At 61.8% G+C, this 26,631-nt stretch carries 33 protein-coding genes; 19 read left to right on the forward strand and 14 right to left on the reverse strand.

The features are described 5' to 3' along the window. The 4 genes from DV520_RS07205 to yfbR all read right to left on the reverse strand — a co-directional run. Positions 1-601, reverse strand: a 601-nt coding sequence (locus DV520_RS07205) for a glucose-6-phosphate isomerase (RefSeq protein WP_476737630.1), incomplete at its 3' end; no start/stop codon positions are given. Between the two features lie 40 nt (positions 602-641). After that, on the reverse strand, positions 642-2,000 hold the full coding sequence (locus tag DV520_RS07210; protein WP_117142288.1) for a PFL family protein: 1,359 nt from the start codon (positions 1,998-2,000) through the stop codon (positions 642-644). Positions 2,001-2,018: 18 nt separating this feature from the next. Next, positions 2,019-2,291, reverse strand: a complete 273-nt coding sequence (locus DV520_RS07215; RefSeq protein WP_117142289.1) for an ACT domain-containing protein — start codon at positions 2,289-2,291, stop codon at positions 2,019-2,021. A gap of 54 nt (positions 2,292-2,345) precedes the next feature. Next, the gene (gene yfbR, locus DV520_RS07220; protein WP_117142290.1) at positions 2,346-2,936 is read right to left on the reverse strand and encodes a 5'-deoxynucleotidase; all 591 of its coding nucleotides are present in this window, start codon (positions 2,934-2,936) and stop codon (positions 2,346-2,348) included. 123 nt (positions 2,937-3,059) lie between these two features. On the opposite strand from yfbR, the gene mtaB reads away from it, so the two are divergent. Genes mtaB through DV520_RS07235 form a run of 3 tightly spaced genes read left to right on the forward strand, consistent with a single transcriptional unit; the run spans position 3,060 to position 5,680 of the window. Further along, positions 3,060-4,361 carry a tRNA (N(6)-L-threonylcarbamoyladenosine(37)-C(2))-methylthiotransferase MtaB gene (gene mtaB, locus DV520_RS07225; RefSeq protein WP_117142291.1) on the forward strand — a complete coding sequence of 434 codons (1,302 nt, stop codon included), beginning with the start codon at positions 3,060-3,062 and terminating at the stop codon, positions 4,359-4,361. After that, complete coding sequence (thyA, locus tag DV520_RS07230; RefSeq protein WP_021919930.1) at positions 4,358-5,188, forward strand: thymidylate synthase; 831 nt, start codon at positions 4,358-4,360, stop codon at positions 5,186-5,188. The genes mtaB and thyA overlap by 4 nt, the downstream gene beginning before the upstream one ends. Positions 5,189-5,200: 12 nt before the next feature. Then, complete coding sequence (locus DV520_RS07235; protein WP_021919929.1) at positions 5,201-5,680, forward strand: dihydrofolate reductase; 480 nt, start codon at positions 5,201-5,203, stop codon at positions 5,678-5,680. Between the two features lie 97 nt (positions 5,681-5,777). On the opposite strand, the gene DV520_RS07240 is transcribed toward DV520_RS07235, so the two are convergent. Next, entirely contained in the window at positions 5,778-6,968 is a 1,191-nt protein-coding gene (locus DV520_RS07240; protein WP_117142292.1) for an MFS transporter, read from the reverse strand. Positions 6,969-7,057: 89 nt separating this feature from the next. Next, complete coding sequence (locus DV520_RS07245; protein ID WP_021919927.1) at positions 7,058-7,291, reverse strand: hypothetical protein; 234 nt, start codon at positions 7,289-7,291, stop codon at positions 7,058-7,060. Positions 7,292-7,676: 385 nt separating this feature from the next. Between DV520_RS07245 and DV520_RS07250 the strand changes: the two genes are divergently transcribed. From DV520_RS07250 to DV520_RS07265, 4 genes are all read left to right on the forward strand, one after another. Then, on the forward strand, positions 7,677-8,429 hold the full coding sequence (locus DV520_RS07250) for a helix-turn-helix domain-containing protein (protein WP_021919926.1): 753 nt from the start codon (positions 7,677-7,679) through the stop codon (positions 8,427-8,429). A 35-nt stretch (positions 8,430-8,464) separates the two neighbouring features. Continuing rightward, positions 8,465-9,217: a helix-turn-helix transcriptional regulator gene (locus DV520_RS07255; protein ID WP_117142294.1), complete on the forward strand. Its 753-nt coding sequence runs from the start codon at positions 8,465-8,467 to the stop codon at positions 9,215-9,217. Between the two features lie 111 nt (positions 9,218-9,328). Beyond that, positions 9,329-9,832 (forward strand): RNA polymerase sigma factor, encoded by a 504-nt coding sequence (locus tag DV520_RS07260; RefSeq protein WP_117142295.1) that lies wholly within the window; start codon positions 9,329-9,331, stop codon positions 9,830-9,832. Beyond that, complete coding sequence (locus tag DV520_RS07265) at positions 9,813-10,442, forward strand: anti-sigma factor family protein (protein WP_117142296.1); 630 nt, start codon at positions 9,813-9,815, stop codon at positions 10,440-10,442. The genes DV520_RS07260 and DV520_RS07265 overlap by 20 nt, the downstream gene beginning before the upstream one ends. A 9-nt stretch (positions 10,443-10,451) precedes the next feature. Here DV520_RS07265 and DV520_RS07270 read toward each other — a convergent pair whose 3' ends face one another. The 3 genes from DV520_RS07270 to DV520_RS07280 form a co-directional block, all read right to left on the reverse strand. Further along, the gene (locus DV520_RS07270) at positions 10,452-10,874 is read right to left on the reverse strand and encodes a hypothetical protein (protein WP_117142297.1); all 423 of its coding nucleotides are present in this window, start codon (positions 10,872-10,874) and stop codon (positions 10,452-10,454) included. A 70-nt stretch (positions 10,875-10,944) separates the two neighbouring features. Next, the gene (locus tag DV520_RS07275) at positions 10,945-11,502 is read right to left on the reverse strand and encodes a TetR/AcrR family transcriptional regulator (protein ID WP_117142298.1); all 558 of its coding nucleotides are present in this window, start codon (positions 11,500-11,502) and stop codon (positions 10,945-10,947) included. Positions 11,503-11,606: 104 nt separating this feature from the next. Next, positions 11,607-12,695, reverse strand: coding sequence for an amidohydrolase (locus tag DV520_RS07280; protein WP_117142299.1), 1,089 nt, complete (start codon positions 12,693-12,695; stop codon positions 11,607-11,609). 141 nt (positions 12,696-12,836) lie between these two features. Here DV520_RS07280 and dapD point away from each other — a divergent pair, with 141 nt between their 5' ends. After that, the gene (gene dapD, locus DV520_RS07285) at positions 12,837-13,532 is read left to right on the forward strand and encodes a 2,3,4,5-tetrahydropyridine-2,6-dicarboxylate N-acetyltransferase (RefSeq protein WP_021919919.1); all 696 of its coding nucleotides are present in this window, start codon (positions 12,837-12,839) and stop codon (positions 13,530-13,532) included. Positions 13,533-13,765: 233 nt separating this feature from the next. Here the strand turns inward: dapD and dapF are convergent, their stop codons facing one another. After that, positions 13,766-14,623 carry a diaminopimelate epimerase gene (dapF, locus tag DV520_RS07290; protein ID WP_117142300.1) on the reverse strand — a complete coding sequence of 286 codons (858 nt, stop codon included), beginning with the start codon at positions 14,621-14,623 and terminating at the stop codon, positions 13,766-13,768. 265 nt (positions 14,624-14,888) lie between these two features. Here dapF and DV520_RS07295 point away from each other — a divergent pair, with 265 nt between their 5' ends. The 3 genes from DV520_RS07295 (at position 14,889) to DV520_RS07305 (ending at position 17,870) form a co-directional block, all read left to right on the forward strand. After that, complete coding sequence (locus DV520_RS07295) at positions 14,889-16,409, forward strand: sodium:solute symporter family protein (protein ID WP_242984664.1); 1,521 nt, start codon at positions 14,889-14,891, stop codon at positions 16,407-16,409. 189 nt (positions 16,410-16,598) lie between these two features. Continuing rightward, on the forward strand, positions 16,599-17,381 hold the full coding sequence (locus DV520_RS07300; RefSeq protein WP_117142301.1) for an ADP-ribosylglycohydrolase family protein: 783 nt from the start codon (positions 16,599-16,601) through the stop codon (positions 17,379-17,381). 12 nt (positions 17,382-17,393) lie between these two features. Next, a complete protein-coding gene (locus DV520_RS07305) occupies positions 17,394-17,870 on the forward strand; it encodes an NUDIX hydrolase (RefSeq protein ID WP_117142302.1) in 477 nt (158 codons plus the stop codon). Between the two features lie 39 nt (positions 17,871-17,909). Here DV520_RS07305 and DV520_RS07310 read toward each other — a convergent pair whose 3' ends face one another. Beyond that, positions 17,910-18,365 (reverse strand): 2-thiouracil desulfurase family protein, encoded by a 456-nt coding sequence (locus tag DV520_RS07310; RefSeq protein WP_117142303.1) that lies wholly within the window; start codon positions 18,363-18,365, stop codon positions 17,910-17,912. A gap of 11 nt (positions 18,366-18,376) precedes the next feature. Next, complete coding sequence (locus tag DV520_RS07315) at positions 18,377-18,730, reverse strand: arsenate reductase family protein (RefSeq protein ID WP_021919913.1); 354 nt, start codon at positions 18,728-18,730, stop codon at positions 18,377-18,379. Between the two features lie 152 nt (positions 18,731-18,882). Between DV520_RS07315 and DV520_RS07320 the strand changes: the two genes are divergently transcribed. Beyond that, the gene (locus DV520_RS07320) at positions 18,883-19,500 is read left to right on the forward strand and encodes a hypothetical protein (RefSeq protein WP_117142304.1); all 618 of its coding nucleotides are present in this window, start codon (positions 18,883-18,885) and stop codon (positions 19,498-19,500) included. Here DV520_RS07320 and DV520_RS12680 read toward each other — a convergent pair. Next, positions 19,449-20,306 (reverse strand): MerR family transcriptional regulator, encoded by an 858-nt coding sequence (locus DV520_RS12680; RefSeq protein WP_117142305.1) that lies wholly within the window; start codon positions 20,304-20,306, stop codon positions 19,449-19,451. The genes DV520_RS07320 and DV520_RS12680 overlap by 52 nt on opposite strands. A gap of 122 nt (positions 20,307-20,428) precedes the next feature. Here DV520_RS12680 and DV520_RS07330 point away from each other — a divergent pair, with 122 nt between their 5' ends. The 7 genes from DV520_RS07330 (at position 20,429) to DV520_RS07355 (ending at position 25,681) form a co-directional block, all read left to right on the forward strand. Then, positions 20,429-21,061, forward strand: a complete 633-nt coding sequence (locus tag DV520_RS07330; protein WP_117142306.1) for a GNAT family N-acetyltransferase — start codon at positions 20,429-20,431, stop codon at positions 21,059-21,061. Positions 21,062-21,256: 195 nt separating this feature from the next. Then, entirely contained in the window at positions 21,257-21,700 is a 444-nt protein-coding gene (locus DV520_RS07335; RefSeq protein ID WP_117142307.1) for an RNHCP domain-containing protein, read from the forward strand. A 149-nt stretch (positions 21,701-21,849) separates the two neighbouring features. Next, positions 21,850-23,061 carry a polysaccharide deacetylase family protein gene (locus tag DV520_RS07340; RefSeq protein ID WP_117142308.1) on the forward strand — a complete coding sequence of 404 codons (1,212 nt, stop codon included), beginning with the start codon at positions 21,850-21,852 and terminating at the stop codon, positions 23,059-23,061. Beyond that, positions 23,058-23,300, forward strand: coding sequence for a hypothetical protein (locus DV520_RS12150; RefSeq protein ID WP_133308841.1), 243 nt, complete (start codon positions 23,058-23,060; stop codon positions 23,298-23,300). The genes DV520_RS07340 and DV520_RS12150 overlap by 4 nt, the downstream gene beginning before the upstream one ends. 17 nt (positions 23,301-23,317) lie before the next feature. Continuing rightward, positions 23,318-24,151 carry a transporter substrate-binding domain-containing protein gene (locus tag DV520_RS07345; protein ID WP_021919907.1) on the forward strand — a complete coding sequence of 278 codons (834 nt, stop codon included), beginning with the start codon at positions 23,318-23,320 and terminating at the stop codon, positions 24,149-24,151. 97 nt (positions 24,152-24,248) lie between these two features. Further along, a complete protein-coding gene (locus tag DV520_RS07350; RefSeq protein ID WP_021919906.1) occupies positions 24,249-24,899 on the forward strand; it encodes an amino acid ABC transporter permease in 651 nt (216 codons plus the stop codon). A gap of 11 nt (positions 24,900-24,910) precedes the next feature. Next, positions 24,911-25,681: an amino acid ABC transporter ATP-binding protein gene (locus DV520_RS07355; protein ID WP_117142309.1), complete on the forward strand. Its 771-nt coding sequence runs from the start codon at positions 24,911-24,913 to the stop codon at positions 25,679-25,681. Positions 25,682-25,749: 68 nt separating this feature from the next. Here the strand turns inward: DV520_RS07355 and DV520_RS07360 are convergent, their stop codons facing one another. Beyond that, positions 25,750-26,538, reverse strand: coding sequence for a histidine racemase CntK family protein (locus DV520_RS07360; protein ID WP_117142310.1), 789 nt, complete (start codon positions 26,536-26,538; stop codon positions 25,750-25,752). Positions 26,539-26,631: the final 93 nt, after the last annotated feature.

Raw genomic sequence — 26,631 nt, forward strand, 5'->3', positions numbered from 1 at the left:
CGCCGATGGAGGCGGGGACGGAGAAGGTGGCGTAGCCCGCCTGGTTGGCCAGGGCCCGGAGGGTTCCCTCCCGTCGGTCCGTGGTGGCAAAAATCCGGTCCCGGGCGCCCTCCCGGCCGTATTTTTCCTCCAGCAGCCGCCGGAAGAGGAAAAAGGCGATGGAGGACTCTGTGGTGTCGCCGGATTTGGAGATGACATTTACGGAGAAGTCCTTGTCCCGCACGTAGTCCAGCAGCTCGGTCAGGGCATCTGAGGAGAGGGTATTGCCTGTGAAGAAAATCTGAGGGGTCTTTTTACGCAGCAAGTTATAGTTGGGGGAGGTCAGTAGCTCCAGCATGGCCCGGGCGCCCAGATAGGAGCCGCCGATGCCAATGACAATGAGAACCTCCGACTGCCCCCGGATGATCCGGGCGGTTTGGAGAATCCGCTGCAGCTCCTCCGGGTCGTAGGAGGCCGGAAGATCCACCCAGCCGGTGAAAGCCCCCCCCAGTCCGTTGCCCCGTTCCAGCAGGTTCCGGGCCTCGGTCAGGCCGTCCAGCCGGGAGGAAAGCCAGTTCTCCGGCAGGAAGGGGAGGGCGTGGGTCACATCAAATTGCAGCAAATCAAACACCTCCTGATACAGGCGCGACGTTCCGTCAGACTCAGTTTTTCAGACTCTGCATGGGGGCCGGAATGCGGCCGCCCCGCTGGATGAAGGGGGCGCTGGAGAAGGGATGGACGGGGATCACCGGGGCGGAGCCCAGCAGGCCGCCAAACTCCACGGTGTCCCCCACCTTCTTGCCGGGGGCGGGGATCAGGCGCACGGCGGTGGTCTTGGAATTGACCATGCCGATGGCGGCCTCGTCGGCGATGATGGCTGAGAGGGTCTCGGCGGAGGTGTCTCCGGGCACGGCAATCATGTCCAGACCCACGGAGCAGACGCAGGTCATGGCCTCCAGTTTGTCCAGCCCCAGGGCCCCCTGCTGGGCGGCGGCGATCATCCCTTCGTCCTCGCTGACGGGGATGAAGGCACCGGAGAGGCCCCCCACGTGGTTGGAGGCCATGACGCCTCCCTTCTTCACCGCGTCGTTGAGCAGGGCCAGGGCGGCGGTGGTGCCGTGGGTGCCGCAGACCTCCAGCCCCATCTCCTCCAGAATCCGGGCCACCGAGTCCCCCACGGCGGGGGTGGGGGCCAGGGAGAGGTCCACAATGCCGAAGGGGACCTCCAGCCGGGCGGAGGCCTCCCGGGCCACCAGCTGGCCCATGCGGGTGATACGGAAAGCGGTCTTTTTAATGGTCTCGGCCACCACGTCAAAGGGTTCGCCCTTCACCTGCTGGAGGGCGTGGTGGACCACCCCGGGGCCGGAGATGCCCACGTTGATGACGCACTCCGGTTCCCCCGCCCCGTGGAAGGCGCCGGCCATGAAGGGGTTATCCTCCACGGCGTTGGCGAAGACCACCAGCTTGGCGCAGCCGAAGCCCCCCGCCGCGGCGGTGCGGTCGGCGGTCATTTTGATGACCCGGCCCATCTCCGCCACGGCATCCATGTTGATGCCCGCCTTGGTGGAACCCACGTTCACCGAGGAGCACACCAGGTCGGTGGTGGCCAGGGCCTCGGGGATGGAGGCGATGAGCTTTCGGTCAGACTGGGTGAACCCCTTCTGCACCAGGGCGGAAAAGCCGCCGATGAAGTTGATGCCGATGGTTTTGGCGGCCTTGTCCAGGGCGGCGGCAAAGGGAGCGTAGTCCGCTGTGTCACTGGCGGAGGCCACCAGGGAGATGGGGGTCACCGACACCCGCTTGTTGACAATGGGGATGCCAAACTCCTTTTCAATGGTCTGGCCGGTGGCCACCAGGTTTTGTGCCCGGCGGCAGATCTTGTCATAGACCTTCCGGCAGGCGGCCTTGGGGTCGGGGTCGGCGCAGTCCAGCAGGGAGATGCCCATGGTGATGGTGCGGATGTCCAGATGCTGCTGGTCGAACATGTGGATGGTTTGCAGAATTTCCGAGGAATTGATCATGACAATGGTTCTCCTTCCTCAGATCCGGTGCATGGCCTGGAAGGTGTCCTCCCGCTGGGCCCGGATGACCATGCCCATCTGGTCGCCCAGAGCGGACATCTGGTCGGCCAGTTCGCCAAAAGGCACCTTGGCGGCGCCGGCGTCCACCAGCATGACCATGGTGAAAAAGTCGGGGGGAAGGATGGTCTGGGTGATATCCAGAACATTGACATTCTGCTGGGCCAGGGTCTGGGTGACCGAGGCGATGATGCCCACCCGGTCTTTCCCGGCGACGGTGATAACTGCACGCATAGTGAATGATACCTCTCTTATCCTTAGTTTGATCTTATGGCCGTTCTGGGCTGCCTATGCCTGGGCGTCGGCCTGGAGTTCGTCCAGGGTGAGGGGAAAGGCGGGGAGAAACTCCGCCAGGAAATAGTCCAGCTCCGGCAGGTGGAAGGCGTCCAGGGCCGCGCGGGTTTGCTGGGCGGCGGACTGGAACTCCCGGTTGCCCGCCTTCAGTTCCTCCAGGCACTTGAGATGGGCCGAGAGCTTGTCGGCGGCCTTCACCAAAACCAGCACCTCCGGGTCGGATTCCTCCAGCAGGGTGGCGAAGGCGGGGCGCATCTCCTGGGGGAGCATGGCCACCAGCCGCTGGGCGGCGTCGGCCTCCACCGCCTTGTAAGCGGTCTGGATGGCGGGATTGGCGTACTTCACAGGGGTGGGAAGGTCCCCTGTGAAAATCTCCGGCGCGTCGTGGTAGAGGGCCACGGCGGCCACCCGGCCCGGGTCCACCGTTCCCCCAAACTTGTCCCGCCGGATGACCGCCAGGGCGTGGGCCAGCACGGCCACCATGTGGGAGTGCTCCTGGATATTTTCCTGCATGGTGTTGCGCATCAGGCCCCAGCGGACAATATAGCGCATGCGGGCGATGTAGGCGAAAAAAGGATGGGACATGGCAAACTCCCCTGGAAACAAATTGACCGACCTGCGGATTTGTGTTAAGATCGATCATGAGTGTTCTATTATACCAGGTTTTTTTCCAAAAGAAAAGCATTTTTCCCACACAGGAGGTTCCCCATGCGCGTTGCCATCCACACCCTGGGGTGCAAAGTGAATCAGTACGAGAGCCAGGCCATGGAGGAGCTCCTCCGGGCCAGGGGACACAGCCTGGTGCCCTTTGAGGCCCAGGCCGATGTCTATCTCATCAACAGCTGCACCGTGACGGCCACCAGCGATAAGAAATCCCGGCAGGCGGTCCGGCAGGCCCGGAAGCGGGCGCCCGGGGCGCTGGTGGCGCTCTGCGGCTGCTATCCCCAGGTCTCCCCGGAGGCTGCCCGGCAGCTGGAGGCAGACCTCATCGGCGGCAGCGGAGACCGGCGGGGATTTTTGGACCTGCTGGAGCAGCTGGCACGCACCCGGGAGAAGGCGGTGGCCCTGGATGATCCCTTCCGCCGCCGGGTCTTTGAGGCCCTCCCCGCCGGGGGGCTGGAGGGGCGGACCCGGGCCATGCTCAAGGTGGAGGACGGCTGCACCAACTTCTGCGCCTACTGCATCATCCCCTATGCCCGGGGGGCGGTGCGCTCCCTGCCGGTGGAGCAGGCGGCGGCCCAGGCCCGGGACCTGGCCGAAGCGGGCTACCGGGAGCTGGTGCTCACGGGGATTGAGCTGTCCGCCTATGGCCGGGACCTGCCGGAACGGCCCGGCCTGGCCGCGCTCATTGCTCAGGTTTGCCGGGCGGTGCCCGGGATGCGGGTGCGGCTGGGGTCCCTGGAGCCCAGGACGGTGACCGAGGACTTCTGTGCCCAGCTGGCCGGTCTGCCCAACCTATGTCCCCACTTTCACCTGTCCCTGCAGAGCGGCTGCGACGCCACCCTGGCCCGCATGAAGCGGCGGTACACCACCGAGCGCTACCTGGAGTCGGTGGGGCTGCTGCGCCGGCATTTTGACCGGCCCGCCCTCACCACGGACCTGATTGTGGGCTTTCCGGGGGAGACGGAGGGGGAGTTTGCCCAGACGCTGTCCTTTCTCCAGACCTGCGCCTTTGCCCAGATGCACATTTTCCCCTACTCCCGCCGGCAGGGCACCCCGGCCGCCGGGATGCCCGGGCAGATTCCCAACGGGGAAAAGGCCCGCCGGGCCCATCAGGGGGCGGAACTGGCCCGGGCCATGGAGAAAAGCTGGCTGAGCAGCTGGATGGGACAGCGGGTCGCTGTCCTGTTTGAAGAGGAAAAGGACGGGTTCTGGCGGGGCTATACCCCCCAATACATAGAAGTTCGGGGGAAGGGGGAGAACCTGCACAACCGGGTTTGCCCCGTCACCCTTACCGCTGTGGGGGAGGGCGTGGCCTTCGGCGTTGTCACAGAGGAGGAAGCACCATGAGCAAAGCAGACCAAATCTTCCTGGCCAACTGCCAGGAGATTTTGTCCCGGGGCACCTGGGACACCCATCTGCCGGTCCGCCCCCGGTGGGAGGACGGCACCCCCGCCCATACGGTCAAATGTTTCGGCCTGGTCAACCGCTATGATCTGCGGGAGGAATTTCCCATCCAGACCATCCGGCGGATGTACCTGAAAAGCGCGGTGGAGGAGCTGCTGTGGATCTGGCAGAAGAAGTCCAACAACGTCCGGGCTCTGTCCACAGGCATCTGGGATGCCTGGGCGGATGAAACCGGGTCCATCGGCAAGGCCTACGGCTATCAGATGGGGGTGAAGCACCGCTACCCGGAGGGAGAGATGGACCAGGTGGACCGGGTGCTGTATGACCTGAAGCATAACCCCTCCTCCCGGCGCATTCTCACCAACCTGTACAACCACCATGATTTGAGTGAGATGGCCCTGTATCCCTGCGCCTACTCCATGACCTTTAACGTCACAGGAAACACCCTCAACGCCATTCTCCACCAGCGGTCCCAGGACATGCTCACCGCCAACGGCTGGAATGTGATGCAGTATGCTGTGCTGGTTCACATGCTGGCCCAGGTGTCCGGGCTGGAGGCGGGCGAGCTGGTCCACGTGATCGCGGACGCCCACATTTACGACCGCCATGTGCCCCTGGTGGAGGAGCTCCTGGGCCGCACGCCTTACCCGGCCCCCAGGCTGCGGCTGGACCCGGCGGTGACGGACTTTTATGCCTTTACCCCCGACAGCGTCCAGTTGGAGAATTACCGGTATCATCCCCTGAAGGAAAAGATTCCCGTGGCCATTTGAGGAGGTGCGCCCATGAAGCTCATTGTTGCGGTGGATGCCTGCTGGGCCATTGGAAAAGACGGGGATCAACTGTGCTATATCCCCCCGGATCTCAAGCGGTTTCAGCGGCTGACCACCGGCCATCCGGTGCTGCTGGGACGAAAGACCCTGGCCACCTTTCCCGGGGGACGCCCCCTGAAAAACCGGCGGAATCTCATCCTCTCCACCGACCCCGCCTTTGCCCCGGCGGGCGGGGAGGTCTTTGCTACCTTGAAGGCCGCCCTGGCCGCCGCGCCGGCGGATACCTTTGTCATTGGCGGGGCCTCCGTATACCGGCAGGCCCTGGCCTACTGTGACACAGCCTATGTGACCCAGATTCACAGGGCCTTCCCGGCGGCGGACTGCTATTTTCCCAACCTGGCGGCGGACCCCGCCTGGGAGGCTGTGGAGACGGAGGGGCCTTACCGGTATGAGGACCTGGCCTATACCTATGTGACGTATCGAAGACGGTAACGCCAGATATTTTCTGGAAACGAAGAAAAACGGTCAAGAAGAGAAGAACTCTTCTTGACCGTTTTTTGGCAGGAGAGGAGAACCCATCCAGCATAGGCTATCCCTGCTGTACCGCTGCTTTGGCCTGGCCCTGCCGCAGCATGATCCAGAGGATGCCCATACCGGTCCCGCCGGTTACAGTGGAAAAGGCCAAGGTGGGTCCGGTGCCGGCGGCATCCAAGAGAAAGCCGCCCAGAAAACTGCTCAGAACGATGCCCAGGGTATTGGCCATGGTAAAATAGGTTTGTCCTTGGACCCGGTCTGCGGGCGCTGTCATGTCGTTGACCCAGTAGACGGAGGCCACAGCGTACAGGGCATATCCTGTGGTCTCAAAGATCTGAATGCCATAGAGGAAGAATACACTGGGGGCCAGCCAGGTGAGCAGGGCGTGGAGGAAAAAGGAAAGACCGGCCAGACGGACCCAGCGCCAGCTGGCAGCCCGGCGGAGCAGGAGGGAGAAGAGCACCATGGCGGGGATGTCCATAAGGCCCTGGAGGGTGAGAAGGGTTCCCATTTCCCCGCTGCCGCCGCCCAGATATTGGACAATTTGATAGGGAAAACTCATGAGAATATTGTGGCTGGTGTAGAGAAGAACCACCCCGGCCAGTAGGGGGAGGAACCGGGGGTAGCGCCGCCAAAAGGACTGGGGAGACGATGGCGGGGACGCTGGGGGTGGGGCCGCCTGCTTGGCTGGGGTACCGGGCCGGAAGGAAAGGGCGGCCGCCAGCAGCAGGAGGGTCGCCCCGCCCAGCAGCACAGGGATACACTTTGGACCAAAAGCGGCGGCTGCGCTGCCGCAGAGGGTGGAGGCCAGCGCGTAGGACCCTGCCCCCACACCCCGGGCAAGGCCGAAGTTCAGCGGCATACCCTGGTTGACACAGTCCATCCCCAGGGCATAGAGCAGGGAGGTCAGGAGCTGAAGCAGGAGCAACAGGGAGAGAAAGAGTCCCCCTTGGACGGCCTGTCCAGGAAGCAGGAGCAGACCGCCGGTGCACAGCAGCATGGCCAGGATCAGCAGGGCGGCGAACTGCCCCAGGGAGAGAACCTTTAGGTGGTCCGCCCTGGCCCCCACAAAGGGTTGCAGCAGGGCGGTCAAAAGGCCGGACAAGCCAAGCAGCAGGCCGATCTGGGTGTTGGAGAATCCTTGGTCCAGCAGATATACGCTGGAAAAGGAAAGCAAAATGCAGTAAGCCATCCAGTAGCAGCCCTGTATCCAGGCGTAGTGGGATGTGAGAAAGCGAGGTTTCATGGGGGCCTCCTTTCCAAAGGGGAAAGATCACCCCCCGCTGTTTCTGCGCAGCGGGGGGAGAGAAAAAAGGGAGAGAAGTCACAGAGGGATCAGGCGTTGCGGCGGCGGAAGCTCGGGGCTTTCTTCTTGGGTTCGGCGGAAGATTCCGGCCCGGTCAGGCGGCCGATGAGCGCGGCGGCCAGGAAAGCAACCAAGGTGGGCGGGAGGATGGGGAGAAAGATCTGGGCGGGGGTGCCGGAGAGGTTGGAAAGCATCAGGTAAAAGATGAGGCCCACACAGAAGACATCGACGATTCCCAGCAGGATGGCAAAGAACTTTTTCATGATGATCGCTCCTTTTTAAACTTTATTTCACGAGGAGGGCTGTCAAACCGTTCTCTCTTGATCTGTCTGTATCATACCGGGAAAATTGCTTGATTTCAATGACTAAACCCAGTGAAAATTCCAACATAGATTAGGTAGTCCTTCTGAAAAATGAGTGGACAGCATACGAAAGATAAGAAGAAATTATGAAAAATAAGTAGGAATCATATGGAAGACTCTGGCGGGAATGCGGAAGGATGCGGCTTTTGGAAAGAGAAAAGAACATAAAAATCCCGGCGAAGAGGAGCGGGGAGGGGCGCGGCATAAAGTGCTTGATTTTAGCTGGGGGAGACGATAGAATGAAAAGGAATCGGTGCCTTGGATGTCTGCTCTGGAGGAAATCCCCATGGAGAAAAACGACTTTCTGCTGTACAATGAGATCATCTATCATATCCATACCTGCCAGGATATGGATGACCTGAAACGCTCTATTCTGGCCCAGGTGAAGCTGATGATCCCTTATACCTATGCCAGCCTGATTGTGGTGGAGATTGACCCCGAGACCCGGGAGATCCGCCACAGCGATCCCTTCTGCCTGCCGGACAGCTTCACCGCCCTGGAGGAGGCCTGGATCGACCGGGATCACCAGGACGAGAGCTTTTGGGTCAGCCACGCCCCCGAGTCCATCGTGGTCCGCAGCAGTGACCTGACCGGGGAGGCCCGGCTGGAGAGCCCCATTTTTCAGGAGCTCTATCAGCAGTATAACATTTACGACACCATGAGCATGAATCTGGCCTACGATCACCAGGTGATGGCCCTGCTTACCCTGTACCGGACCCGGGCGGATGGGGTGTTTACCGACCAGGAGGCCTTTTATCTCCGGGCACTGGCAGGACATGTCAACTATGCCTATTACACCATGGCCCAGCGGGAGGCCAGCAAGCCCCCCAAGACCCGGACCATGGAGGAGCTGGTCCAAGACTACGAACTGACCCGCCGGGAGACGGAGATTCTGGGCCTGGTCTTCCAGGACCTCAACAACGAAGAGATTCTGGACCGGCTCCATATCTCCCGGCACACCCTGCTCAAGCACTTGCAAAACCTGTACCGCAAGTGCGGGGTTTCCTCCCGCTGGGACCTGCTGAAGCTGCGGCCCTAAAAGGGGAACGACGATGCACAAGGAGAGATCTGCCCATGGAAACCAATGACTTTCTGCTGTACAATGAGGTGCTCTACCGGCTCCACGCCTGCCGGACCATGGAGGAGCTGAAGCCGACGCTGCTGGGACAGTTGAAGCTGATGATCCCCTACACCTATGCCAGCTTTCTCTCCATTCAGGTGGACCCGGAGACCCAGGAGCTTGTCCACCGGGACCCTTTTTGTCAGCCCCGGCAGTTTGAGGCGGCAGAGCGGGCCTGGCTGGGGCAGATTGACCAATCGTACAGCATCTGGCTCAGCCATGCGCCAGAGTCCATGGTGGTGCGGGACAGCGAAATCCTGTCGGGAGACAACCGGTTTTCCGCCCCCAGCTACCGGAAAATCTATCTGGATTATCACATCTACGACTGCATGCAGATGAACATCACTTACGCGGGCCAGGCCATGGGCCGCCTGGCCTTTTACCGTACCCAGGCGGACGGCCTGTTCACCGACCGGGAGGCCTTTCTCCTGCGTACCCTGTCCAACCACATTGATCTGGCCTGCTATCACTGTACCCAACGCCAGGCCCAGGCGGCACAGCCGGCCCGGACCCTGGAGGAACTGACCCAGGTCTATGGGCTGACCCGTCGGGAGACGGAGATCCTGGGGCTGGTGTTTCAGGACCGGAACAATGAGGAGATTTTAGAGCAGCTTCATATCTCCAAAAACACCCTGCTGAAACATCTGCAGAACCTGTACCGCAAATGCGGGGTCTCCTCCCGCTGGGACCTGCTGAAGCTGCGATAACGGACAAAAAGAAGGTCGTTTCCCTCTTCGAGGAAACGACCTCTTTTTTTCAAAATTTTTGTAACGTTTGTTCTCTTCCGGCGTTATTGGAGAGAAAGGAGGGGGAGTTGTGTGGACTTCGAGGGGATTTATCAGTCCTACTGCAAGGACGTGTTTCGGTATCTGCGGAGCCTGTCGGCCGGGGAGGACCTGGCCGAGGAGATCACCCAGGAGACCTTTGCTAAGGCCCTCAAGGCCATTGACCGGTTCCAAGGGGACAAGGACATCCGCGCCTGGCTGTTTACCATTGCCAAACACACGTACTATACCCACTGCAAGCGGGAGAAGCGGACCACGGGGGAGGAATTTCCCCCGTCCATCCCCGGACCGGAGAAACCTCTGGTGGAGCAGATCATCGACCGGGAGCGGGCCTTTCAGGTCCACCGGTTTCTGCACGGGATGCGGGAGCCGTACAAGGAGGTGTTTACCCTGCGGGTGTTTGGGGAGCTTCCCTTTGAAAAAATCGGCCTGCTGTTCGGGAAAACGCCCAGCTGGGCCCGGGTGACCTTTTACCGGGCGAAGAAACAAATCATCGAATATATGGAGGGGATTGAGAATGAACACCATCCGTTGTAGCATTGTGGAGGACCTGCTGCCCCTGTACATCGACGGGGCGCTGCGGGAGGAGACTGCCCAGGCGGTGCGGGAACACCTCAGCGCCTGCCCCGCCTGCCGGAACGAGTATGAGAAGCTGGCCCAGACCCTGACGCTGCCCTCCGCCCCCGACCTGCAGGAGGAGGACCGGCGGGCGTTCCAGGCCTTTCGCCGGCACTGGAAGCGGAAGAAGCTTCAGGTGGCGCTGCTCTGCGTTGTTTTGACCGCGGCGGTGGTGATCGCCGGCTGTGTGGTCTATCAGGAGGTGGAGGTAGTGCACGATTTATTTTCCCCCACCACCACGGTGGTCCTGCGGGAGGCTCAGACCCACGGTACATGGGCACCTGTCCCGTGGGAGGAGGGAGACCGGCTGCGGTTTGAGGGCCTATTTGCAGAGAGAGCGGTCACCCTGGATGCCAACAGCGACAGCGCGGTCACACTCCGGGTGTGGGATGACCAGCACAACCTTGTGGTGGACGAGCTGACCGTGGCGCCGGGGGAAGAGGTCTCCCTGAAAACGCTGGAGCGAAACACCGACTATCAGGTGGAGATGCAGACAGAGGCGGAGTTTGCCTGCCTTCGCTTTCACTGACAGGGGCGGTCAGGGCCGGGCGGCGCGGAGCGCCCTGCCGTAGTTCCGGCCAAAGAGGAGGCCGGCCAGCAGCAGGGCGGCCCCCAGACCAGAGTAAAACACGGCCAGGAAGGGGTCCGGCGCCAGACCGGAGACACGGAGAAACATGCCCAGGCTCATCATCCCGGCCATGAGGAGAAAGGACTTCTTGTCAAAAAAGCGGAGGAAGAACTGTCTGTCCTCCCAATATCCCAGGATCCGTCTGGTGTGTTTTCCCACCAGGCGGCCGAAGACAAAGACCTGAAAGAGAAAAAAGACCAAAAGGGAGAGCAAGATGTGGGGGAGAGAGACTTGGGTGGCATAGGCCAGCAGGCCGATGCGGAGGATGTTGACCCCCGCCGCGGTCCAGACCAGGCAGGCCAGGAGCAGCAGGGTGTTCTTTTTCACTTGCATCTGAAAAACTCCTTTCTGAACAATGTTCAAGTTGGCGTTTGAAAAATTCCCACGATTTTGTGGGAATTTTTCAATAAATGGTTCTGCGGATCAGGGCAAGGATGGGGGCGCAGGGCGCGTCTTTCCGCAGCAGGGCGGCCAACAGCAGGGAGAACAGCAGGTCGACAAAGTCCTCGGCGGAAAACCCCTCGTGAAATGTCCCGGGGCGCACCTGGGGGTCCTGGGCCAGCACAGCGAGGAGGAACTGCTTGATGTGCGCCCAGGACCGCTCCATTCTACGCTGGCCGGCGTCCAGTTCCTCCTGGGAAAAGCAGAGAGCGTGGACGGAGAGAAAGCCCGGGTAGGTTTGGCGGCTCTCCTCCAGCCGCTGAAACAGCCATGCCACGCAGGAGAGCAGGTCCGCAAAGGCCCCGGGGTCCTGGGGAAGGCAGAAGATCTCCTGCCAAATGCTCTCCACCGTGGCGGCCACCAGCTGGGACTTGGAGCCGAAACGGTTATAGATCGACCCCACCGAGACCCCGCAGGCCGCGGCGACCGAGCGGATGTTGAGAGCGGTCCAGCCCTGCTCCTGGAGGAGGGTTCTGCTGGCCTGCAGGATGGCCTTGTCAGAGGTGACGGAGGGATACATGGAAGGACTCCTTTCAAGTTGAACAATGTTCAGCATACAGAAAAACCCGCCCCCTGTCAAGGCATGCCCGGAGAAAGCCGCGCGCCGGGACAGGGGGCGGGGGATCAGAAAGCGCCGGCCAGCTGTTTCCAGAAGGCCGCGCCTTTTGCTAAAATGGACTCGTCAAAGGCAAAGTTGTCCGCGTGAAGGGCCGGGGAGGGGCCGCAGCCCAAAAAGAAAAAGAGGGCGGGCAGATGGCGCTGGTACCAGGAGAAGTCCTCTGAGATCATGACAGGCTTCTCCAGCTCCAGGAAGGGAAGGCCCAGGTTTTTGACCCGGTCGTACAGGGCGTCGGGGTTCCATACGGCGGGATACCCGTCGTTGGTGTGGACCGCCACCTGACAGCCGGTGTCCGCCTGGACCTGCTGGCCAATCTCCCGCAGCCCCTGCTGGAGGTCCAGAAAGACCTCGTCCTGAAACGCCCGGAGACTGCCCAGCAGAACCGTTTTGCCGCTGACCGCGTTGCGGACGGTGCCGCTCTCCATCCGGCCGAATTTCAGCAGGCGGAAGAGGTGGGGGGGCAGGGCGGCCTCCAGGGCCGCAGCCCGGCGGTAGAATTCCACCCCGGCGGCCAGGGCGTCCAGGCCCTCCTCGGCCTTGGCGATGTGGCTGGAGCGGCCGGTGATGGTGACGGAAACCTCACAGGACCGGCTCATCATCTCCCGCTTTCGGGAGGCGATGACACCGGCGGGGAGCTCCGGCCACAGGTGCATGCCAAAGACGCACTGGACCTTATGGGCCTCCAGCACGCCGCTCTGGCACAGGTCCTTGGCGCCGCCGGTGGTCTCCTCCGCCGGCTGAAACAGGAGCAGGACGTTGTGGGGCAGGGCGGTCTGCTGGTCCAGCCATACCGCCAGGTCCAGGACCATGGCCATGTGGCCGTCGTGGCCGCAGGCGTGCATGCGCCCTGGATGGACAGAGGCAAAGGGCAGCCCGGTCCGCTCGGTGATGGGCAGGGCGTCGGCGTCGCTGCGGAAGGCGATGGCGTCGGGCCGGCCAAAGTCGAAAAAGGCGCACAGAGCGCCGGGGATGGGAGAGGAGAGGGTGCAGGAGAGGGGGGAGAGAATCCCCCGAAGGTAGGACAGGGTCTCCGGCAGGTCCCGGTCCAGCTCTGGAATCCGGTGCAGGGCCCGGCGGTATTGGATGACTTGCATAAAAAACCTCCTGCGCCGGGAAAGGGCGCGTCAAAGTGTGGGGCGGGGCGGTGGTCCGGGGGCGCCTGGGAAAGGTGCTTGCACAGCGGGGGAAAAGATGGTATACTGCCCCCATCTTACTGTCCCAAAGGAGGCGCTCAGATGAACGCACAGGAAATCATTGAACGAATCCGCACCGCGGAGAAAAAAACCCCGGTCCGGGTGTTCCTGAAGGCCCGGGAGCCGGTGGAATTTCCCCATGCCACCGTGTTTCCCTGCGGGGAGACCACCCTGGTCTTTGGGGACTGGAAGGACATCGGCCCGGTGCTGGAGGAGCACAAGGGGGACATCCAGGAACTGGTGGTGGAGAACGACAGCCGGAACTCGGCCATCCCGCTGCTGGACAAGCGGACGGTCAACGCCCGGATTGAGCCCGGCGCCATTCTCCGGGAGCAGGTGGAGATCGGGGACAACGCGGTGATTATGATGGGCGCCATTTTGAACATTGGCGCTGTGGTGGGCGCGGGTACCATGATTGATATGGGCGCGGTTCTGGGGGGCCGGGCCACGGTGGGCAAGAACTGCCACATCGGGGCCGGGACGGTTCTGGCCGGGGTCATTGAGCCGGCCAGCGCGGTGCCGGTGGTGATTGAGGACGATGTGGTCATCGGCGCCAACGCGGTGGTGCTGGAGGGCTGCCGGGTGGGCAAGGGCGCCGTGGTGGCCGCCGGTGCCGTGGTGGTCAGCGACGTGGCCCCCAACACCGTGGTGGCCGGCGTCCCCGCCCGGGTGCTGAAGGACAAGGACGGAAAAACTGCGGAGAAAACCGCCCTGATTGACGCCCTGCGGGCGTTGTAATAGTCGGCGCGGAAGCAAAGAAAATGGGCCGTTCGGGGATGACCCGAAGGGCCTTTTTTCTGATGTTTTCCACAGCCCGGCCCAGATTTGACCCCGGTTCATCCCCGGTCACACCGGGGCCAAATCCGGGCGGGGGTGGGGTCGGATTTGGGCCACAAGTAAAATAAATAGTCAAACAAAGAGTCAATCAAATCCTATTATGAGAAGCGGGGAAACACGACCACCGGGGCCAGTTATCCACAGGGGGAAAAAGATGGGGGCAGTTCCTCGTCAAAGACCTCTCCCTTGGCCACAAGGTTGGTGGGGCCGGTGAGCCAGAGGCCGGTGATCCGGTCCCCTGTCCGGGCCACGTCAATGGTGAGCACGCCGCCCGCCATGGAGACCTGCACCCCCTGGCCGCTGACCTGTCCCAACAGGGTGAGGACCGCCACCACGCTGCCGGTTCCCGTGCCGCAGGCCAGGGTGAAATCTTCCACCCCCCGCTCAAAGGTCTTCTCCAGGACCTGGTCCGGCCCGGTGGGTTCATAGAAGTTTACGTTGGCCCCCTTGGGGAAGGCGGGGTGCGACCGCATGGCCTTGCCCAGCTGGAAGAGGGCCTGGGGATCGGCGTCGGCCAGACCGGGGTAGGGGACCACCGCGTGGGGCAGGCCGGGGCTGCCCAGCTCCACATAGGCGCAGGGCCAAGCTTTGCCCTCCACCACCGGGGCCTCGTGGAGGCGGATTACGGTGGGGGAATTCAGCTGGACCCGATACTGCCGCCGGTCGATCCGGGTTCCGGTGACCAGACCGGCGGTGGTCTCCACCGTCTGGGTCGGGCCGGACAGCCCTGTCTCGTAGCCGTAGCGGCAGATACAGCGGGCGCCGTTGCCGCACATCTCTCCCAGGGAACCGTCGCTGTTGAAAAAGAGCATCTTGAAGTCCGCTCCTTCCTGGGCCTGCTCCACCACCATCAGGCCGTCGGCGCCCAGGGAGCGGTGGGGGGTACAGAGGGTACGGGCCAGCAGAGGAAAGGCGGAGGGGGGGAGCCTCTCTTCCAGGTTGTTCAGGATGATAAAATCATTGCCCGCGCCGTTCATTTTCCAAAATTGCATGGGGGGTCTCCTTTCCCGGAATTGCTGTGTTCTATTTCAACATAAACCCGTGGAAAAATCAAGGCCGGAAAAGACATGGTTCGCTCTTGACAAAAATTTCTTCCAGTGTTACTATATTTTTGTACAAACTGTTTCGCTGTTTTGAATGGAGGAGGGCGGTTTCCCCCGCTCTCACAATCTATTTGAAAGCCGGCAAATGGCGTGCGCTGACGCTCCCATTGCCGGTTTTTTTGCGTCTTTGGGGAAGAGAGAAGGAGAGATTGTCATGCACTTAGGTCCGCTGCACGTGGTGGGAATGCTTGCCACCATTGGGCTTATCGTTGGAATTGGCGTATATTCCGGCCGGAAGGTGGCCTCCGCTGCGGATTTTTCCAGCGGCGGCGGGAAGGCCGGGGCCTGGATTGTCTGCGGGGCCATTATGGGTACCTTGGTCAGCGGCCAGGCCACCATCGGCACGGCACAGCTGGCGTTTTCCTTTGGAATGTCCGCCTGGTGGTTTACTCTGGGCTCGGGGATTGGCTGTCTGATTCTGGCCATTGGCTACGCCGCGCCCTTCCGGCGCAGCGGCTGCACCACCCTGCTTCAAGTGGTTTCCCAGGAGTACGGTCCCCGGGCGGAGACGGCGGGAAGCATCTTCTGCTCCGTGGGCATTTTCATCAGCGTGGTGGCCCAGGTGCTGTCGGCCACGGCGCTGCTGACCACCATTTTTCCCCTCAGCCACTTGGCCGCGGCCCTTATCTCCATCCTACTGATGGGGTTTTACGTGATCTTCGGGGGAATGTGGGGGGCCGGCATGGGCGGGGTCGCCAAGCTGATCCTCCTCTACGCCTCTGCCATTGTGGGGGGAATTCTGGTTTACGGCCTGGCCAATGGATTCGGCGGACTGCTGGAGACCCTGGAGCAGCTGCTGACCTCCTCCCCCCTGGGGGCGGTCAGCGGCCTGGCCACGGAGGAGGCGGTCCACCAGCGGTTTACCTCCCTGGTGGCCCGGGGCGCCTCCAAGGACATTGGATCGGCGCTGTCCCTGGTGCTGGGAGTGCTGTCCACCCAGACCTATGCCCAGGCCATCTGGTCAGGCAAGAGCGACAGCGCGGCCCGGAAGGGGGCCCTGCTCAGCGCCCTGCTGATCCCGCCCATCGGCGTTGCCTGCATTCTCATCGGCCTGTACATGCGGGGCCACTGCATCACCGCCGAGGAGGTGGCGGCGCTCCAGGCCCTGGGCCAAACCGTGCCTGGGGATCTCATCCCCCTGGATTCCACCTCCCAGGTGTTCCCGGTGTTTGTGGCCCGGTTTATGCCCCAACTCCTGGGCGGGGTGGTGCTGGGCACCCTGTTTATCACGGTGGTGGGCGGGGGCTCCGGGCTGGCCTTGGGGATGGCCTCCATTCTGGTCACCGACCTGTTTGCCCGGAAGAGTAGCCGGATGAAGCAGTCCCGCACCAATCTTCTGGTCACCCGGGGTACCATCCTGGTGATTCTGATGGCGGCGGCTGTGGTGGCCATTTTGGTGCCCGGCGCCATGATCAACGACTTTGGTTTTCTGTCCATGGGGCTCCGGGGCGCTGTGGTTTTCCTGCCCATGTGCGGGGGGCTGTGGCTCAAGGGGAAGATTCCCCGGGGGTTTGCCCTGGCCTCCATTTTCGCCGGCCCCATCGCGGTGCTGGCGGGGAACTTTATGGACCTGCCTTTTGATCCGCTTTTCCTGGGGATGGCGGTCTGCCTGAGCATTCTGGCGGTAGGGCTGGCCGTGAGGACCCATCGAAACGCTTCTTTGTCCATACACTGACTTGCAATAGACGCCGCCTCCGGCCGGGAACAGCAGCCCGCCGGAGGCGGCGCCGCGCGGAGAAAAGACCGCTGGTTGGGACGGACGCCGGCAAAATTACCTGGGGAGCCGATGACAGGAGGGAAGCCGTGTGCTATAATAAAAACAGAGACATGAAGTGCGGAGAGAATGGAGAGGGGTGCGTTTTGGATGCTGGGTGCGTTGATTGGGGATATTGTGGGCTCGGTCTATGAGTGGCGGAATCGAAAGGACAAGGGGTTTCCCCTCTTTCAGCCGGACTGCCGGATGACGGATGACAGCGTGATGACCGCAGCGGTGGCGTCGGCGGTGCTGATGGGGGGCTTGGAGGAGCTGGAGCTCTTTCAGGCCCACGTGATTACGGAGATGCGCCGGCTGGGGCGGAAATATCCGGCCCTGGGGTACGGCCCCCGGTTTGAGGCCTGGATTCTGTCCCAGGAGCCCAAGCCCTACCGCAGTCTGGGCAACGGCAGCGCCATGCGGGTTTCCCCGGTGGCCTGGGCGGCGGAGAGCCTATCCCAGTGCCTGGCGCTGGCCAAGGCCTCGGCGGAGGTGACCCATGACCATCCCGACGGCATTGCCGGGGCCTGCGCGGTGGCCGGGGCGGTCTACCTGGCCCGGATGGGGGAGAGCAAGGAGGCCATTGTGGACCACGTGACCCGGTATTACCCCCTGGACTTTACCCTGGACGAGATTCGAGAGGGCTACGCCTTTGACGTCTCCTGCGCCGGCAGCGTCCCCCAGGCCATGGAGGCCTTTTTGGAGGCGGAGGATTTTGAGGACGCGCTGCGCAACGCCGTCTCCATCGGCGGCGACAGCGACACCATCGCCTCCATGGCCGGGGCGGTGGCCGCCGCCTTTTACGGCATTCCCCGGTCCATCCGGGATCAGGCCCTCCCCTTCATCGACGGGGAGGTACGGAACATCTATGACCGGTTTATTCGGCGATATTGAGGAGGCGTGGCTATGTGGAACACCACCTTGTGTTACATCGAGCGGGAAGGGCAGTATCTGATGCTCCACCGGGTGAAGAAAGAAAACGATGTCAACCAGGACAAATGGGTGGGCATCGGAGGAAAATTTGAGGACAAGGAGAGCCCCGAGGAGTGCCTGGTTCGGGAGGTCCGGGAGGAGACCGGCCTGACCCTCACCGACTATGCCTATCGGGGGCTGGTGACCTTTGTCTCGGACCGGTGGGAGACCGAATACATGCACCTGTTCACCGGGCACACCCAGCAGGACCCCTGTGTGGTCTGTGATGAGGGGGACCTGGAGTGGGTGGATCAGGACAAGGTGAAGGACCTGCCCATCTGGACAGGAGACAAAATCTTTCTGGACTTGCTGGCCCGGGAGGTTCCCTTCTTCTACCTCAAACTCTCCTATGAGGGGGATACTCTGGTCCAGGCGGTGCTGAACGGCAAGGAGCTTTCCACTGAAATCTAAAACCAACGGCCTGCCGCATGTGTTGCGGCAGGCCGTTGGTCAAATGCTGAAGAAAAAGGGACGGGACCCAATGAGTTCCTCAATTTGGGACTCTCCATAGACCGTGATGCCGTGTTTTTTCAGCATCTGGGCGGTCAGACCATCCCCTAGGGTCAGGGTTTTGGTGAAGGTACCGTCGTAGATCTGCCCGCTGCCGCAGGAGGGGCTGCGCTCCTTGAGCAGGGCGGCCCTGCAGTGGTAGAGGTCTGCCAGGCGGAGGACTTCGGCGGTTCCCCGGACGAAGGCCTCGGTGACATCGTCACCGTCCCGGGTGACTACCCGGTTCCCCTGGCGCTCCGCCGGGACCCGGGGGGTGGGGAGGCCGCCAAAGAGCTCGGCGCAGACGGGGATGCAGGTGTGCTGCTTCAGCAGCTGCTCCAGCTGCGGAAGCTGGTTGCTCTGCCCGTCGTACCGGCAGCCCACCCCCAAAAGGCAGGCGCTGACCAGAAGTCTCATAGGACCGGCCCTCAGCCCAGGGCTTCGGCCCACTGGTCCTGCTGAAAGCCCACCAGGACCCGGCCATCGTCCAGCACCAGAATGGGGCGCTTGACCAGCATGCCATCGGAGGCCAGCAGGGCGTACTGCTCCGCCTGGGTCATGTCCGGCAGCTTTTTCGACAGGGACAGGGCGCGGTAGAGCTGGCCGCTGGTGTTGAAGAATTTTTTCAGGGGCAGGGCGCTGGCCTGGTGCCAGGTTTCCAGCTCCTGCAGGGTGGGGTTGTCCTCCTTGATGTCCCGCTGGGTGTAGGCGATGCCCTGTTCATCCAGCCATTTCTGGGCCTTTTTGCAGGTGGAACACCGGGAATAACAGAGAAACAGCATGGTTTTATCCTCCTATGAACGTGAATGGTCTCTTCTGAGATTCTTGAGATTCTATCATATCGAAGTGCGGCCGGAATTGCAAGACCGGGCGGACGGGAAGGGGCCGCCCCATAGGAGGTCGTCACAGAGCAAACGAAAGGAGAGCGCGTGCAATGCAGGTAGAACAGTATGTCATGGCCTATGAGGTGGAACAGGACCGGCTCCGTGCCCTGCTGCCGGCGGGATTTGTCTCCCTGCGGCCTGTGCTGCGGATCAACGGTGAAATCCGGCGGGGACCGGAAGAGACAGCCTATCTGGAGCTGAATACCCCTGTGGAGGGGCATGGGAAACGGGGCTGGCTGAATGTGGGGCACTGGGACAGCCGGACGGCGGAGCTGTCCTATGCCCGAGAGGGAAAAACCGTCACCTTCGCCGCCCCCTTTCTCACTATCTCCTTTGCGGCGGTTGGGGTGGAGGGCGGGTGCCCTGCGGAACGGGACAACGAGGGGTGCTTCTTTCTGGGGGAGACCCTGTCTTTTCGGCCCAGCCAGCCTGGAAACAGCCACAAGGAATTTTGTGACTGTGTCTTTGCTTGGCAGTTTTCTCCGGGGGACGCCCAGGGCGCCAGCCAGGGGAAAACCCTACCCGCCTTTGCAACAGCTCCCCGGAAGACGTATGAAAAGCGCGCCCTCTCCCCGGAAAACGCGGCGGCCATTCCCTGCCGGCAGGTGCTGGGGTCCTATGTGGTTCGGTGGGAGCGGGGGGAGGACCCGTCGGAGCAGGGGTCCTGAACGGGGATCTCGATTTGGGTGATATAGTCCTCGTCCTGCTGGATCACCAGCTCATTGACGCCCTTTTCATAGGCGAAACCGGTCAGGGTCAGCTCGTGGTCCCGGGCATAGGCCAGAATGGCCTCGTACTTGGCGGGAAGTCCCTGCCAGGGTCCCTGGTAATAGGCCAGAAGATACCGCCCTTTGGGACGCCGGTGCAGCCCCGTCCGGCGGGTGGGGGCGGGGACCTCCAGGAAGAGGTGGGTGTAGTCGGTGAACCGCCCCTGCCGCAGGTGCTCCACGGGGAGCATGGCGCCATAAACCCCTTCGTGAAGGTGGCCCAGCTGATGGGCCTTGGCCTGGTCGATGACCGCGGCAATCTCCCGGTCCGTGGGGGTGTCCCCGGGCAGGGGCACTGTGGCCAGGTAGCAGGTCTCCCGGCGGACCAGGGAGATTTGTGTCAGGGGCAGGGTTTCCAGCCGGGCCAGGGAGGCCTGCTGCCGGACCAGGGCGTGGCGGATTTCCTCCAGGCGGCGGATCTGCCCCTCCACTCCGGCAATTTTTTCCGTGAGCAGGCGCCGCAGCTCCCCGGCGGAACGGTGGGACAGAAAGGTTTTGATCTCCGGGATGGAGACCTCCAGAGCCCGCAGCATCAGGATGGTTTCCAGCCGGGCGCTCTGGCGGTAGCTGTAATATCGGTAGCCGTTCTCCCCCACAAAGGCGGGGGAGAGCAGTCCCACCTGGTCGTACCACATCAGTGTTTTTTTGTGGATGCCGTGGATGGCGGCAAACTGTCCGATGGTGAATGTTGTCTCTTGTGGTATCAATGTAAAAACTCCTCTTGACTGTCCAGTTACAGTACGGTTTATTGTACTGGATACAGCGGGGAAAGGCAAGGGGAACCGTCGCCTCCCCGGCTGAATTGCACAACAAGGAGAGGCAAGAAGCAATGGAGTACCAAATAGACATCCGCCCGTTCCAGCCGGAGGACCAGGAGGCCTTGGCCGGGGTGATCCGCCGGACCTGGCAGTATGATCGTTTCTGTGGGCCGAAGACGGCCCAGCGGCTGGGACGGGTCTACCTGCGCCAGTGCCTAACGCAACAGACCTTCACCCGGGTGGCGGTGGTGGACGGTGTGCCTGTGGGGATCATCATGGGGAAGAACGAGAGGACCCACCGCTGCCCCTGGTCCCTGCGCTGGCGGGCGGCCCGGGCAGTCCTGGCGCTGCTGGCGACCCGGGAGGGGCGGAAGGTGGCCCGGCTCTTTTCCGGGGTGGAAAGGATCAACCAGGCGCTGCTGTCCCGGTGCCCCCAATCCTACCCCGGCCAGGTGGCGTTTTTCGCCGTGGACCAGCCCCGCCGGGGCATGGGACTGGGCAAACGTCTGTTTCAGGCGGTGATGGACAACATGCGGCAGGAGGGCATCGGGACCGTTTTCCTGTTCACAGATACCAGCTGCAACTATGGCTTTTATGAACACCAGGGGATGGTCCGCCGGGCCGAGCAGACCCAGCGTATCTGGCTGGGACAGGAATCTGGAGAGATGACCTTTTTCGTCTATGACTACACCCTGGCCGGCTGAGACCGGGGGTTGCGGCGGGGCCGGGACTGTGGTATGATAAAAAAGCCGGGAGAACCGGCGTGAGAACAGAAGAAAGGACGATGTTTTTTGAGAAACTGGTGTGATTCGGTGCTTGTGGCCTGACCGGGAGGTTGGTGCCAGACCATCATCGCCAAGCCTCCCCAGATAAAGAAAGTATGGAGGAGGACCTTCCCAATGAATCGGGAAAACAAACGAAAAACCTTTGAAAAGGGTTACTATAAAACCCATCGCTGCAACGATACCTTTTCCTGCCGGGTCTGCGACCGGCTGGTCTTTCCCACCCCCACGGGGGGCGACCACCGCAACCACTGCCCCAACTGCCTGAGCAGCCTCCACGTGGACCAGGAGCCGGGAGACCGCGCCGCGGATTGCGGCGGCATCATGGACCCCATCGGGGTGTGGGTGCGGAAAAAAGAGGAGTGGGCGGTGATTCACCGGTGCCGCCGGTGCGGCAAGCTCAGCTCCAACCGGGTGGCGGGGGATGACAACCCCATGAAGCTGATGTCCATTGCCCTCAAACCCCTCTCTCTGCCTCCCTTTCCCCTGGAGCGGATCGAGCAGCTCACAGACGCCATGGGCGGCAGCGGCAGCCTGGGGATAGGCGGCAGGACCCCTTAAAGCGTGATACAGAGGACGTTCCCCCGGGAGCGTCCTCTGTTTTTCTGGAAGAAGGAGGGTTGACCGTTGAAAAATGACGCGGTCCATGGTACAATAAACTCCTACCAAGCAAGACAGAACCCAGATTCCGTCCTGAAAGGAGGGAGCGTATGAAACGAATCAAGACCATTGTGTCCTTTCTCTGCGCCGCGGCGCTGGCACTGACCCTGCTGGTGATGCCCTCTTCGGCCTCTGGAGGACTGTTTTTCCTGTCCCTCAACGACACGCTGCCCGCCCAGTCTGTGCAGATGACCCCGGTCCAGTACAGCGGCTGGGTGTACGTGCCGGTGAATGTCTTCAACAGCCAGAGCACCGGGGTCAATTTCGGTCTATACTATGGGCTGACGGAGAACAACACCAAGCTCGTTCTCTATAACCTCTCCGGGAAGACCATGACCTTTGATCTTCAGAATGGGACCGCCACGGCGGTGGGGGGAGAGGCCCCTGTCCCAGGGAAGGTTCTGCGGCAGAACGGGGTGTACTACGTCCCCGCCTATGCGGTCTGCCGGTATTTTGGCCTGAGTTATTCCTTTTACAGCACCGACTACGGTCCGCTGCTGCGGCTGAAGGACGGAAACGCCATGCTCAGCGATTCCCTGTTCCTCAGTTCCGCGGCCTCGATTATGCGAAGCCGGATCAACAGCTATTACCAGAGCCAAAGCCCCAATGGCGGCGGGGACGGGGGCGGCAACAGCACCATTGTTATCCCCAATGATCCCGATTCCGGCACCCCCAGCCAGCCCAATCAGCCGGGGAACCCGGATACTCCGGTGGCCCCGGACATTCCGGCGGATGCGGAGCCGGCCCCCACATTCTCCCTGTATGTAGGGGTCCAGGCCTCGGCGGACCGGGAGATTACCGCGACCCTGAATGCCATGAGCACGGTGGGAGTCCGCGGCGTGGTGTTCTTCCCGGCGGAAGAGGTGAACCAGTGTGCCGACCAGATTCGGCAGGCAGCCGGACGGGGGCATAAGGTGGGCCTGATTCCCACGGGGAACACCCCGGCGCAGCGCCTGGAGAGCGTGGAGGCCGGCAGCCGGCAGCTGGCGGGCATCCTGCGCCAGGAGACATGGTTTGTTCTGAGCAAGGAATCCACCCTGGCGGAGGCAGGCTATCTCTGCTGGACCCCCAGCCTGACCTTCTCCTCCGTCACCGACCCGACCCGGACCTATGAGACCCTGGTGCGGGCGGGAGAACAGCAGGGGTCGGCCCTCCGGGTCTTGGTCCACAGCCAGTCCGCAGGCGGGGCCCTGGCCGGCGTGCTGGGCCAGCTGGCCCAGGATGGAGACACCTTCCTACCGGCCCGGGAAACCAGCTATTGAAAAAGGAACTGCCAGAATCCCTGATCCCCCGGCATTTGCCGGGGGATTTTTCATGGAAAACAGGGGAGAAATCCCCCCAGGCCCCCAGGCTGATTTTGGTGAAAACGACAAAAATGCACCGCAGAGCAAAAAAAACGCAGCAAGGGCTTGCAATCTGTCTCTGGTGTGGTATTATGTTAATACTTTATCACGATAGAGTGCTAAAAAATCGTGAGAAAAGAAGGAAGAAGTTTGATTGAGAATGGAGCGTTAGAACATGAAAAAAGCACTTGCAGTCTTGCTGGCAGCCGTGATGTGCTGCACCCTCCTGTCCGCCTGCGGGCAGCCCGAAACCACGGACCCCACCGAGGGAACCGAAGGTACCCAAACAGAGACCAATGCCGCCGACCTGGTTTACGCGGTGGAGGCCGGCAGCGCCGGTGAAGCCATTGCCAAGGAGAAGGGCTGGCAGACCAACCCGGTGACCGCCCAGGCGGACACCCTGATGGAGGTCTCCGCCGGCACCTCCGACGCGGCCATCATCGACCTGCTCATGGCGGCGGCTATGACCGGGGAAGGCACCAGCTATCCCGATCTCACCTATGACAGCCAGGGTCTGACCACCGAGGAGTACGGCATCGGCTGCCGCAAGGGCTCTGACCTGGCCCAGTACATCAACAATGTCCTGGCTGAGGCCTATGCCGACGGCACCATGAAGGAGATCGCTACCACTTATAAGCTCCAGGACGCCCTGGTGGAGCAGCCCGCCGCAGAGGAGTTCACCCCTGCCGCAGACGGGGATGTGGCCTATATCCAGGACAAGGGTACCCTGATTGTGGGCATCACCGAGTTTGAGCCCATGGACTACAAGGATGAAAACGGCCAGTGGATCGGCTTTGACGCAGACATGGCCAAGGTCGTGGCGGAAAAGCTGGGCGTGGAGGTCCAGTTTGTGGTGATCGACTGGGACAACAAGATCATGGAGCTGGACTCCAAGAATGTGGATGTGCTGTGGAACGGCATGACCCTCACCGATGAGGTGAAAAACTCCATGGAGTGCACCAACCCCTATTTCAACAACGCCCAGGTGGTGGTCACCGCCGGGAAGTGACGGGGGCTATCCCAGAGAAAGCAATCAACCGCAAAGGCAGAGAGCGGCCGCTCTCTGCCTTTGCCTGGCCTATTGAACATCAGACGAGGAGTTCACCATGTTTTGGAACGTAACCTTAACCCTGCTGAGCGGCTTGGGGACCACAATACAAATCTTTTTCTTGACGCTGCTGTTTGCCCTGCCCTTGGGGCTGGTGATTGCCTTCGGCTCCATGAGCCGGCTGACCCCCCTGCGCTGGCTGTGCAACACCTTGGTCTGGATTGTCCGGGGAACCCCCCTGATGCTCCAGCTCATCGGTTTCATGTACATCCCTGGGATTTTGGGCAACAACATTTGGGACGGAGAGGCCGGCCGGATGACAGCCACAGTGGTGGCCTTTTCCATCAACTACGCCTGCTACTTCTCTGTCATTTACCGGGGCGGAATCCAGGGGGTCCCGGCGGGCCAGCGGGAGGCCGCGGAGGTCCTGGGACTGACCAAGCAGCAGATCTTCTTTAAGGTCACCCTGCTCCAGATGATTAAGCGCATTGTGCCCCCCATGTCCAACGAGATCATCACCCTGGTCAAGGATACCTCCCTGGCCCGGATCATCTCCGTGTATGAGCTGACCTTCACCGGTTACTCCTTCATGAAAAGCAGCGGCCTGGTGTGGCCATTCTTCTATACCGGCGTGTTTTACCTCCTTTTTGTGGGCATCCTCACCATCCTTTTCAATCTCATCGAGCGGAAGCTCAGCTACTTCCGGTAAGGAGGCACTCTATGGCGATTTTAGACGTACAACATATTGAGAAGAGTTTTGGCGCCACCAAGGTGCTCAAGGACATCAATTTCTCCCTGCCGGAGGGACAGGTTTTGGCCATCATCGGCTCCTCTGGCAGCGGCAAGACCACCTTGCTGCGCTGCCTGAACTTTTTGGAGACCCCGGACAAGGGGAGCATTTCCGTGCGGGGCGAGACCCTGTTCGACGCAGGGGACCCCGCCACCCAGCGGGAGAGTGAGATTCGCCGAAAGCGGCTCCATTTTGGCCTGGTGTTCCAGAATTTCAACCTTTTTCCCCAGTATACGGCCCTGGAAAATGTCACCCTGGCCCGGGAACTGATGGCAAAGGGAGAGAAAACCGGAGAATCCCTGGAGGATATCCGGGCGGAGGGGAGAGACCTGCTGACCCAGATGGGACTCCAGGACCGGATGGGGAACTATCCCCACCAGCTCTCCGGTGGCCAGCAGCAGCGGGTGGCCATTGCCCGGGCCCTGGCCATGAAGCCGGACATCCTCTGCTTTGACGAGCCCACCTCCGCCCTGGACCCGGAGCTCACCGGTGAGGTGCTGAAGGTCATCCGAAGCCTGGCGGACCAGCACACCACGATGATTATTGTCACCCATGAGATGAGCTTTGCCCGGGATGTGGCCGATCACGTTCTGTTCATGGACGGCGGCGTGGTGGTGGAGGAAGGGACGCCGGAAGAGGTTTTCGGCCATCCCCAGCAGGCGCGTACCCGGCAGTTTTTGGAGAAATACAAGGGGGACTGATCCCCGGCATAGAGAAAGAGCGGCCGTATCGGCCGCTCTTTTTTTCCTGTAAAGATGCGGAAGGGGGATTAAAAGGCGATTTCATACGCTGGGCCCAGGGTCACGGGCCCGCCGACGGACAGACGACGGAGACTGCCGCCTTGAATGGCCACGGTGGTTTGAAGGGTGCCCCCCGGCTGCCGGATGGTTCGCTTATGCAGTCCCTCCTGCCGGCGTGCGTGCCAGGCGGCCATAGCGGCCGCAGCAGTGGAGCAGCACGGGGGCTGGAGAAGGGTGTCGGTTTTTGGCAGGTAAACCGCAGAACGCATGAAGTCCTCCTGGGGGTTCCAAAACAGAACGCCTGCGCCGGGAATCTCCCATTCCCGGGCCAGCTGGGAGAGGAGAGTCCGCAGTTCCGGGTCAGGGGGGAGGGCGCTTCCCTGGCAGATGACATAGGAGAGGCCCGGGAAGTGGAGTACGGAGGCCTGCTGGCCGAACAGGGAACGAGTGCCTTGGGCCTGGGGTGGGGGCAGGTCCACGGTCACCTGGCCGGTGAGGGGGTTGGCGTGGACCAGAAGAGGGGCGGGGACACTCTGGGCCTCCACCGGGAATTTTTTCTCCCGCCGGATGCCCCGGCTCACGGCGAAGGCCAGGCCGGCTTGGCGGAGTAGGTCCCCGCTCAACGCGCCTGCCGCGGTCTCCAGCCGAACCACACCGTCCCCTTGAGGGGGGGTAAGAAAGGCCACCTGTTGAGCTTGGAGTTCTTGGACAGACAGCAGGCGCTGGGTCAGGTCCTGGTAGGCATCTGGAGAGACTGAAGTTTTGACCAATAGGGTCCGCGCGCCATCCGGGCCGGCGGTTTGAAAGGATAGCTTCATGGAGCACGCTCTTTTCCTTGTGAAGTGGGAGCGGCGCTCCAGGCAGGAGGGCCGCCGGAAAAACATGGTATTTGTGATTATTGTAGCATAATG

This window comes from Evtepia gabavorous (genome assembly GCF_003425665.1).
In the GTDB taxonomy this organism is placed as follows: Bacteria; Bacillota; Clostridia; order Oscillospirales; family Oscillospiraceae; genus Evtepia; species Evtepia gabavorous.

Coding starts and splice junctions, on each gene's coding strand:
- DV520_RS07350 (WP_021919906.1), top strand. CDS start 24,249: ATGTTTTGGAACGTAACCTTAACCCTGCTGAGCGGCTTGGGGACCACA.
- mtaB (WP_117142291.1), top strand. CDS start 3,060: ATGCGCGTTGCCATCCACACCCTGGGGTGCAAAGTGAATCAGTACGAG.
- DV520_RS07280 (WP_117142299.1), bottom strand. CDS start 12,695: ATGCAAGTCATCCAATACCGCCGGGCCCTGCACCGGATTCCAGAGCTG.
- DV520_RS07270 (WP_117142297.1), bottom strand. CDS start 10,874: ATGCAAGTGAAAAAGAACACCCTGCTGCTCCTGGCCTGCCTGGTCTGG.
- DV520_RS07235 (WP_021919929.1), top strand. CDS start 5,201: ATGAAGCTCATTGTTGCGGTGGATGCCTGCTGGGCCATTGGAAAAGAC.
- DV520_RS07340 (WP_117142308.1), top strand. CDS start 21,850: ATGAAACGAATCAAGACCATTGTGTCCTTTCTCTGCGCCGCGGCGCTG.
- DV520_RS07275 (WP_117142298.1), bottom strand. CDS start 11,502: ATGTATCCCTCCGTCACCTCTGACAAGGCCATCCTGCAGGCCAGCAGA.
- DV520_RS07245 (WP_021919927.1), bottom strand. CDS start 7,291: ATGAAAAAGTTCTTTGCCATCCTGCTGGGAATCGTCGATGTCTTCTGT.
- DV520_RS07305 (WP_117142302.1), top strand. CDS start 17,394: ATGTGGAACACCACCTTGTGTTACATCGAGCGGGAAGGGCAGTATCTG.
- DV520_RS07215 (WP_117142289.1), bottom strand. CDS start 2,291: ATGCGTGCAGTTATCACCGTCGCCGGGAAAGACCGGGTGGGCATCATC.
- DV520_RS07345 (WP_021919907.1), top strand. CDS start 23,318: ATGAAAAAAGCACTTGCAGTCTTGCTGGCAGCCGTGATGTGCTGCACC.
- yfbR (WP_117142290.1), bottom strand. CDS start 2,936: ATGTCCCATCCTTTTTTCGCCTACATCGCCCGCATGCGCTATATTGTC.
- DV520_RS07360 (WP_117142310.1), bottom strand. CDS start 26,538: ATGAAGCTATCCTTTCAAACCGCCGGCCCGGATGGCGCGCGGACCCTA.
- DV520_RS07210 (WP_117142288.1), bottom strand. CDS start 2,000: ATGATCAATTCCTCGGAAATTCTGCAAACCATCCACATGTTCGACCAG.
- DV520_RS07335 (WP_117142307.1), top strand. CDS start 21,257: ATGAATCGGGAAAACAAACGAAAAACCTTTGAAAAGGGTTACTATAAA.
- DV520_RS07310 (WP_117142303.1), bottom strand. CDS start 18,365: ATGAGACTTCTGGTCAGCGCCTGCCTTTTGGGGGTGGGCTGCCGGTAC.
- DV520_RS07315 (WP_021919913.1), bottom strand. CDS start 18,730: ATGCTGTTTCTCTGTTATTCCCGGTGTTCCACCTGCAAAAAGGCCCAG.
- DV520_RS07265 (WP_117142296.1), top strand. CDS start 9,813: ATGAACACCATCCGTTGTAGCATTGTGGAGGACCTGCTGCCCCTGTAC.
- DV520_RS07300 (WP_117142301.1), top strand. CDS start 16,599: ATGCTGGGTGCGTTGATTGGGGATATTGTGGGCTCGGTCTATGAGTGG.
- DV520_RS07355 (WP_117142309.1), top strand. CDS start 24,911: ATGGCGATTTTAGACGTACAACATATTGAGAAGAGTTTTGGCGCCACC.
- DV520_RS07240 (WP_117142292.1), bottom strand. CDS start 6,968: ATGAAACCTCGCTTTCTCACATCCCACTACGCCTGGATACAGGGCTGC.
- DV520_RS07320 (WP_117142304.1), top strand. CDS start 18,883: ATGCAGGTAGAACAGTATGTCATGGCCTATGAGGTGGAACAGGACCGG.
- dapF (WP_117142300.1), bottom strand. CDS start 14,623: ATGCAATTTTGGAAAATGAACGGCGCGGGCAATGATTTTATCATCCTG.
- DV520_RS07250 (WP_021919926.1), top strand. CDS start 7,677: ATGGAGAAAAACGACTTTCTGCTGTACAATGAGATCATCTATCATATC.
- DV520_RS07295 (WP_242984664.1), top strand. CDS start 14,889: ATGCACTTAGGTCCGCTGCACGTGGTGGGAATGCTTGCCACCATTGGG.
- DV520_RS07255 (WP_117142294.1), top strand. CDS start 8,465: ATGGAAACCAATGACTTTCTGCTGTACAATGAGGTGCTCTACCGGCTC.
- DV520_RS07330 (WP_117142306.1), top strand. CDS start 20,429: ATGGAGTACCAAATAGACATCCGCCCGTTCCAGCCGGAGGACCAGGAG.
- dapD (WP_021919919.1), top strand. CDS start 12,837: ATGAACGCACAGGAAATCATTGAACGAATCCGCACCGCGGAGAAAAAA.
- thyA (WP_021919930.1), top strand. CDS start 4,358: ATGAGCAAAGCAGACCAAATCTTCCTGGCCAACTGCCAGGAGATTTTG.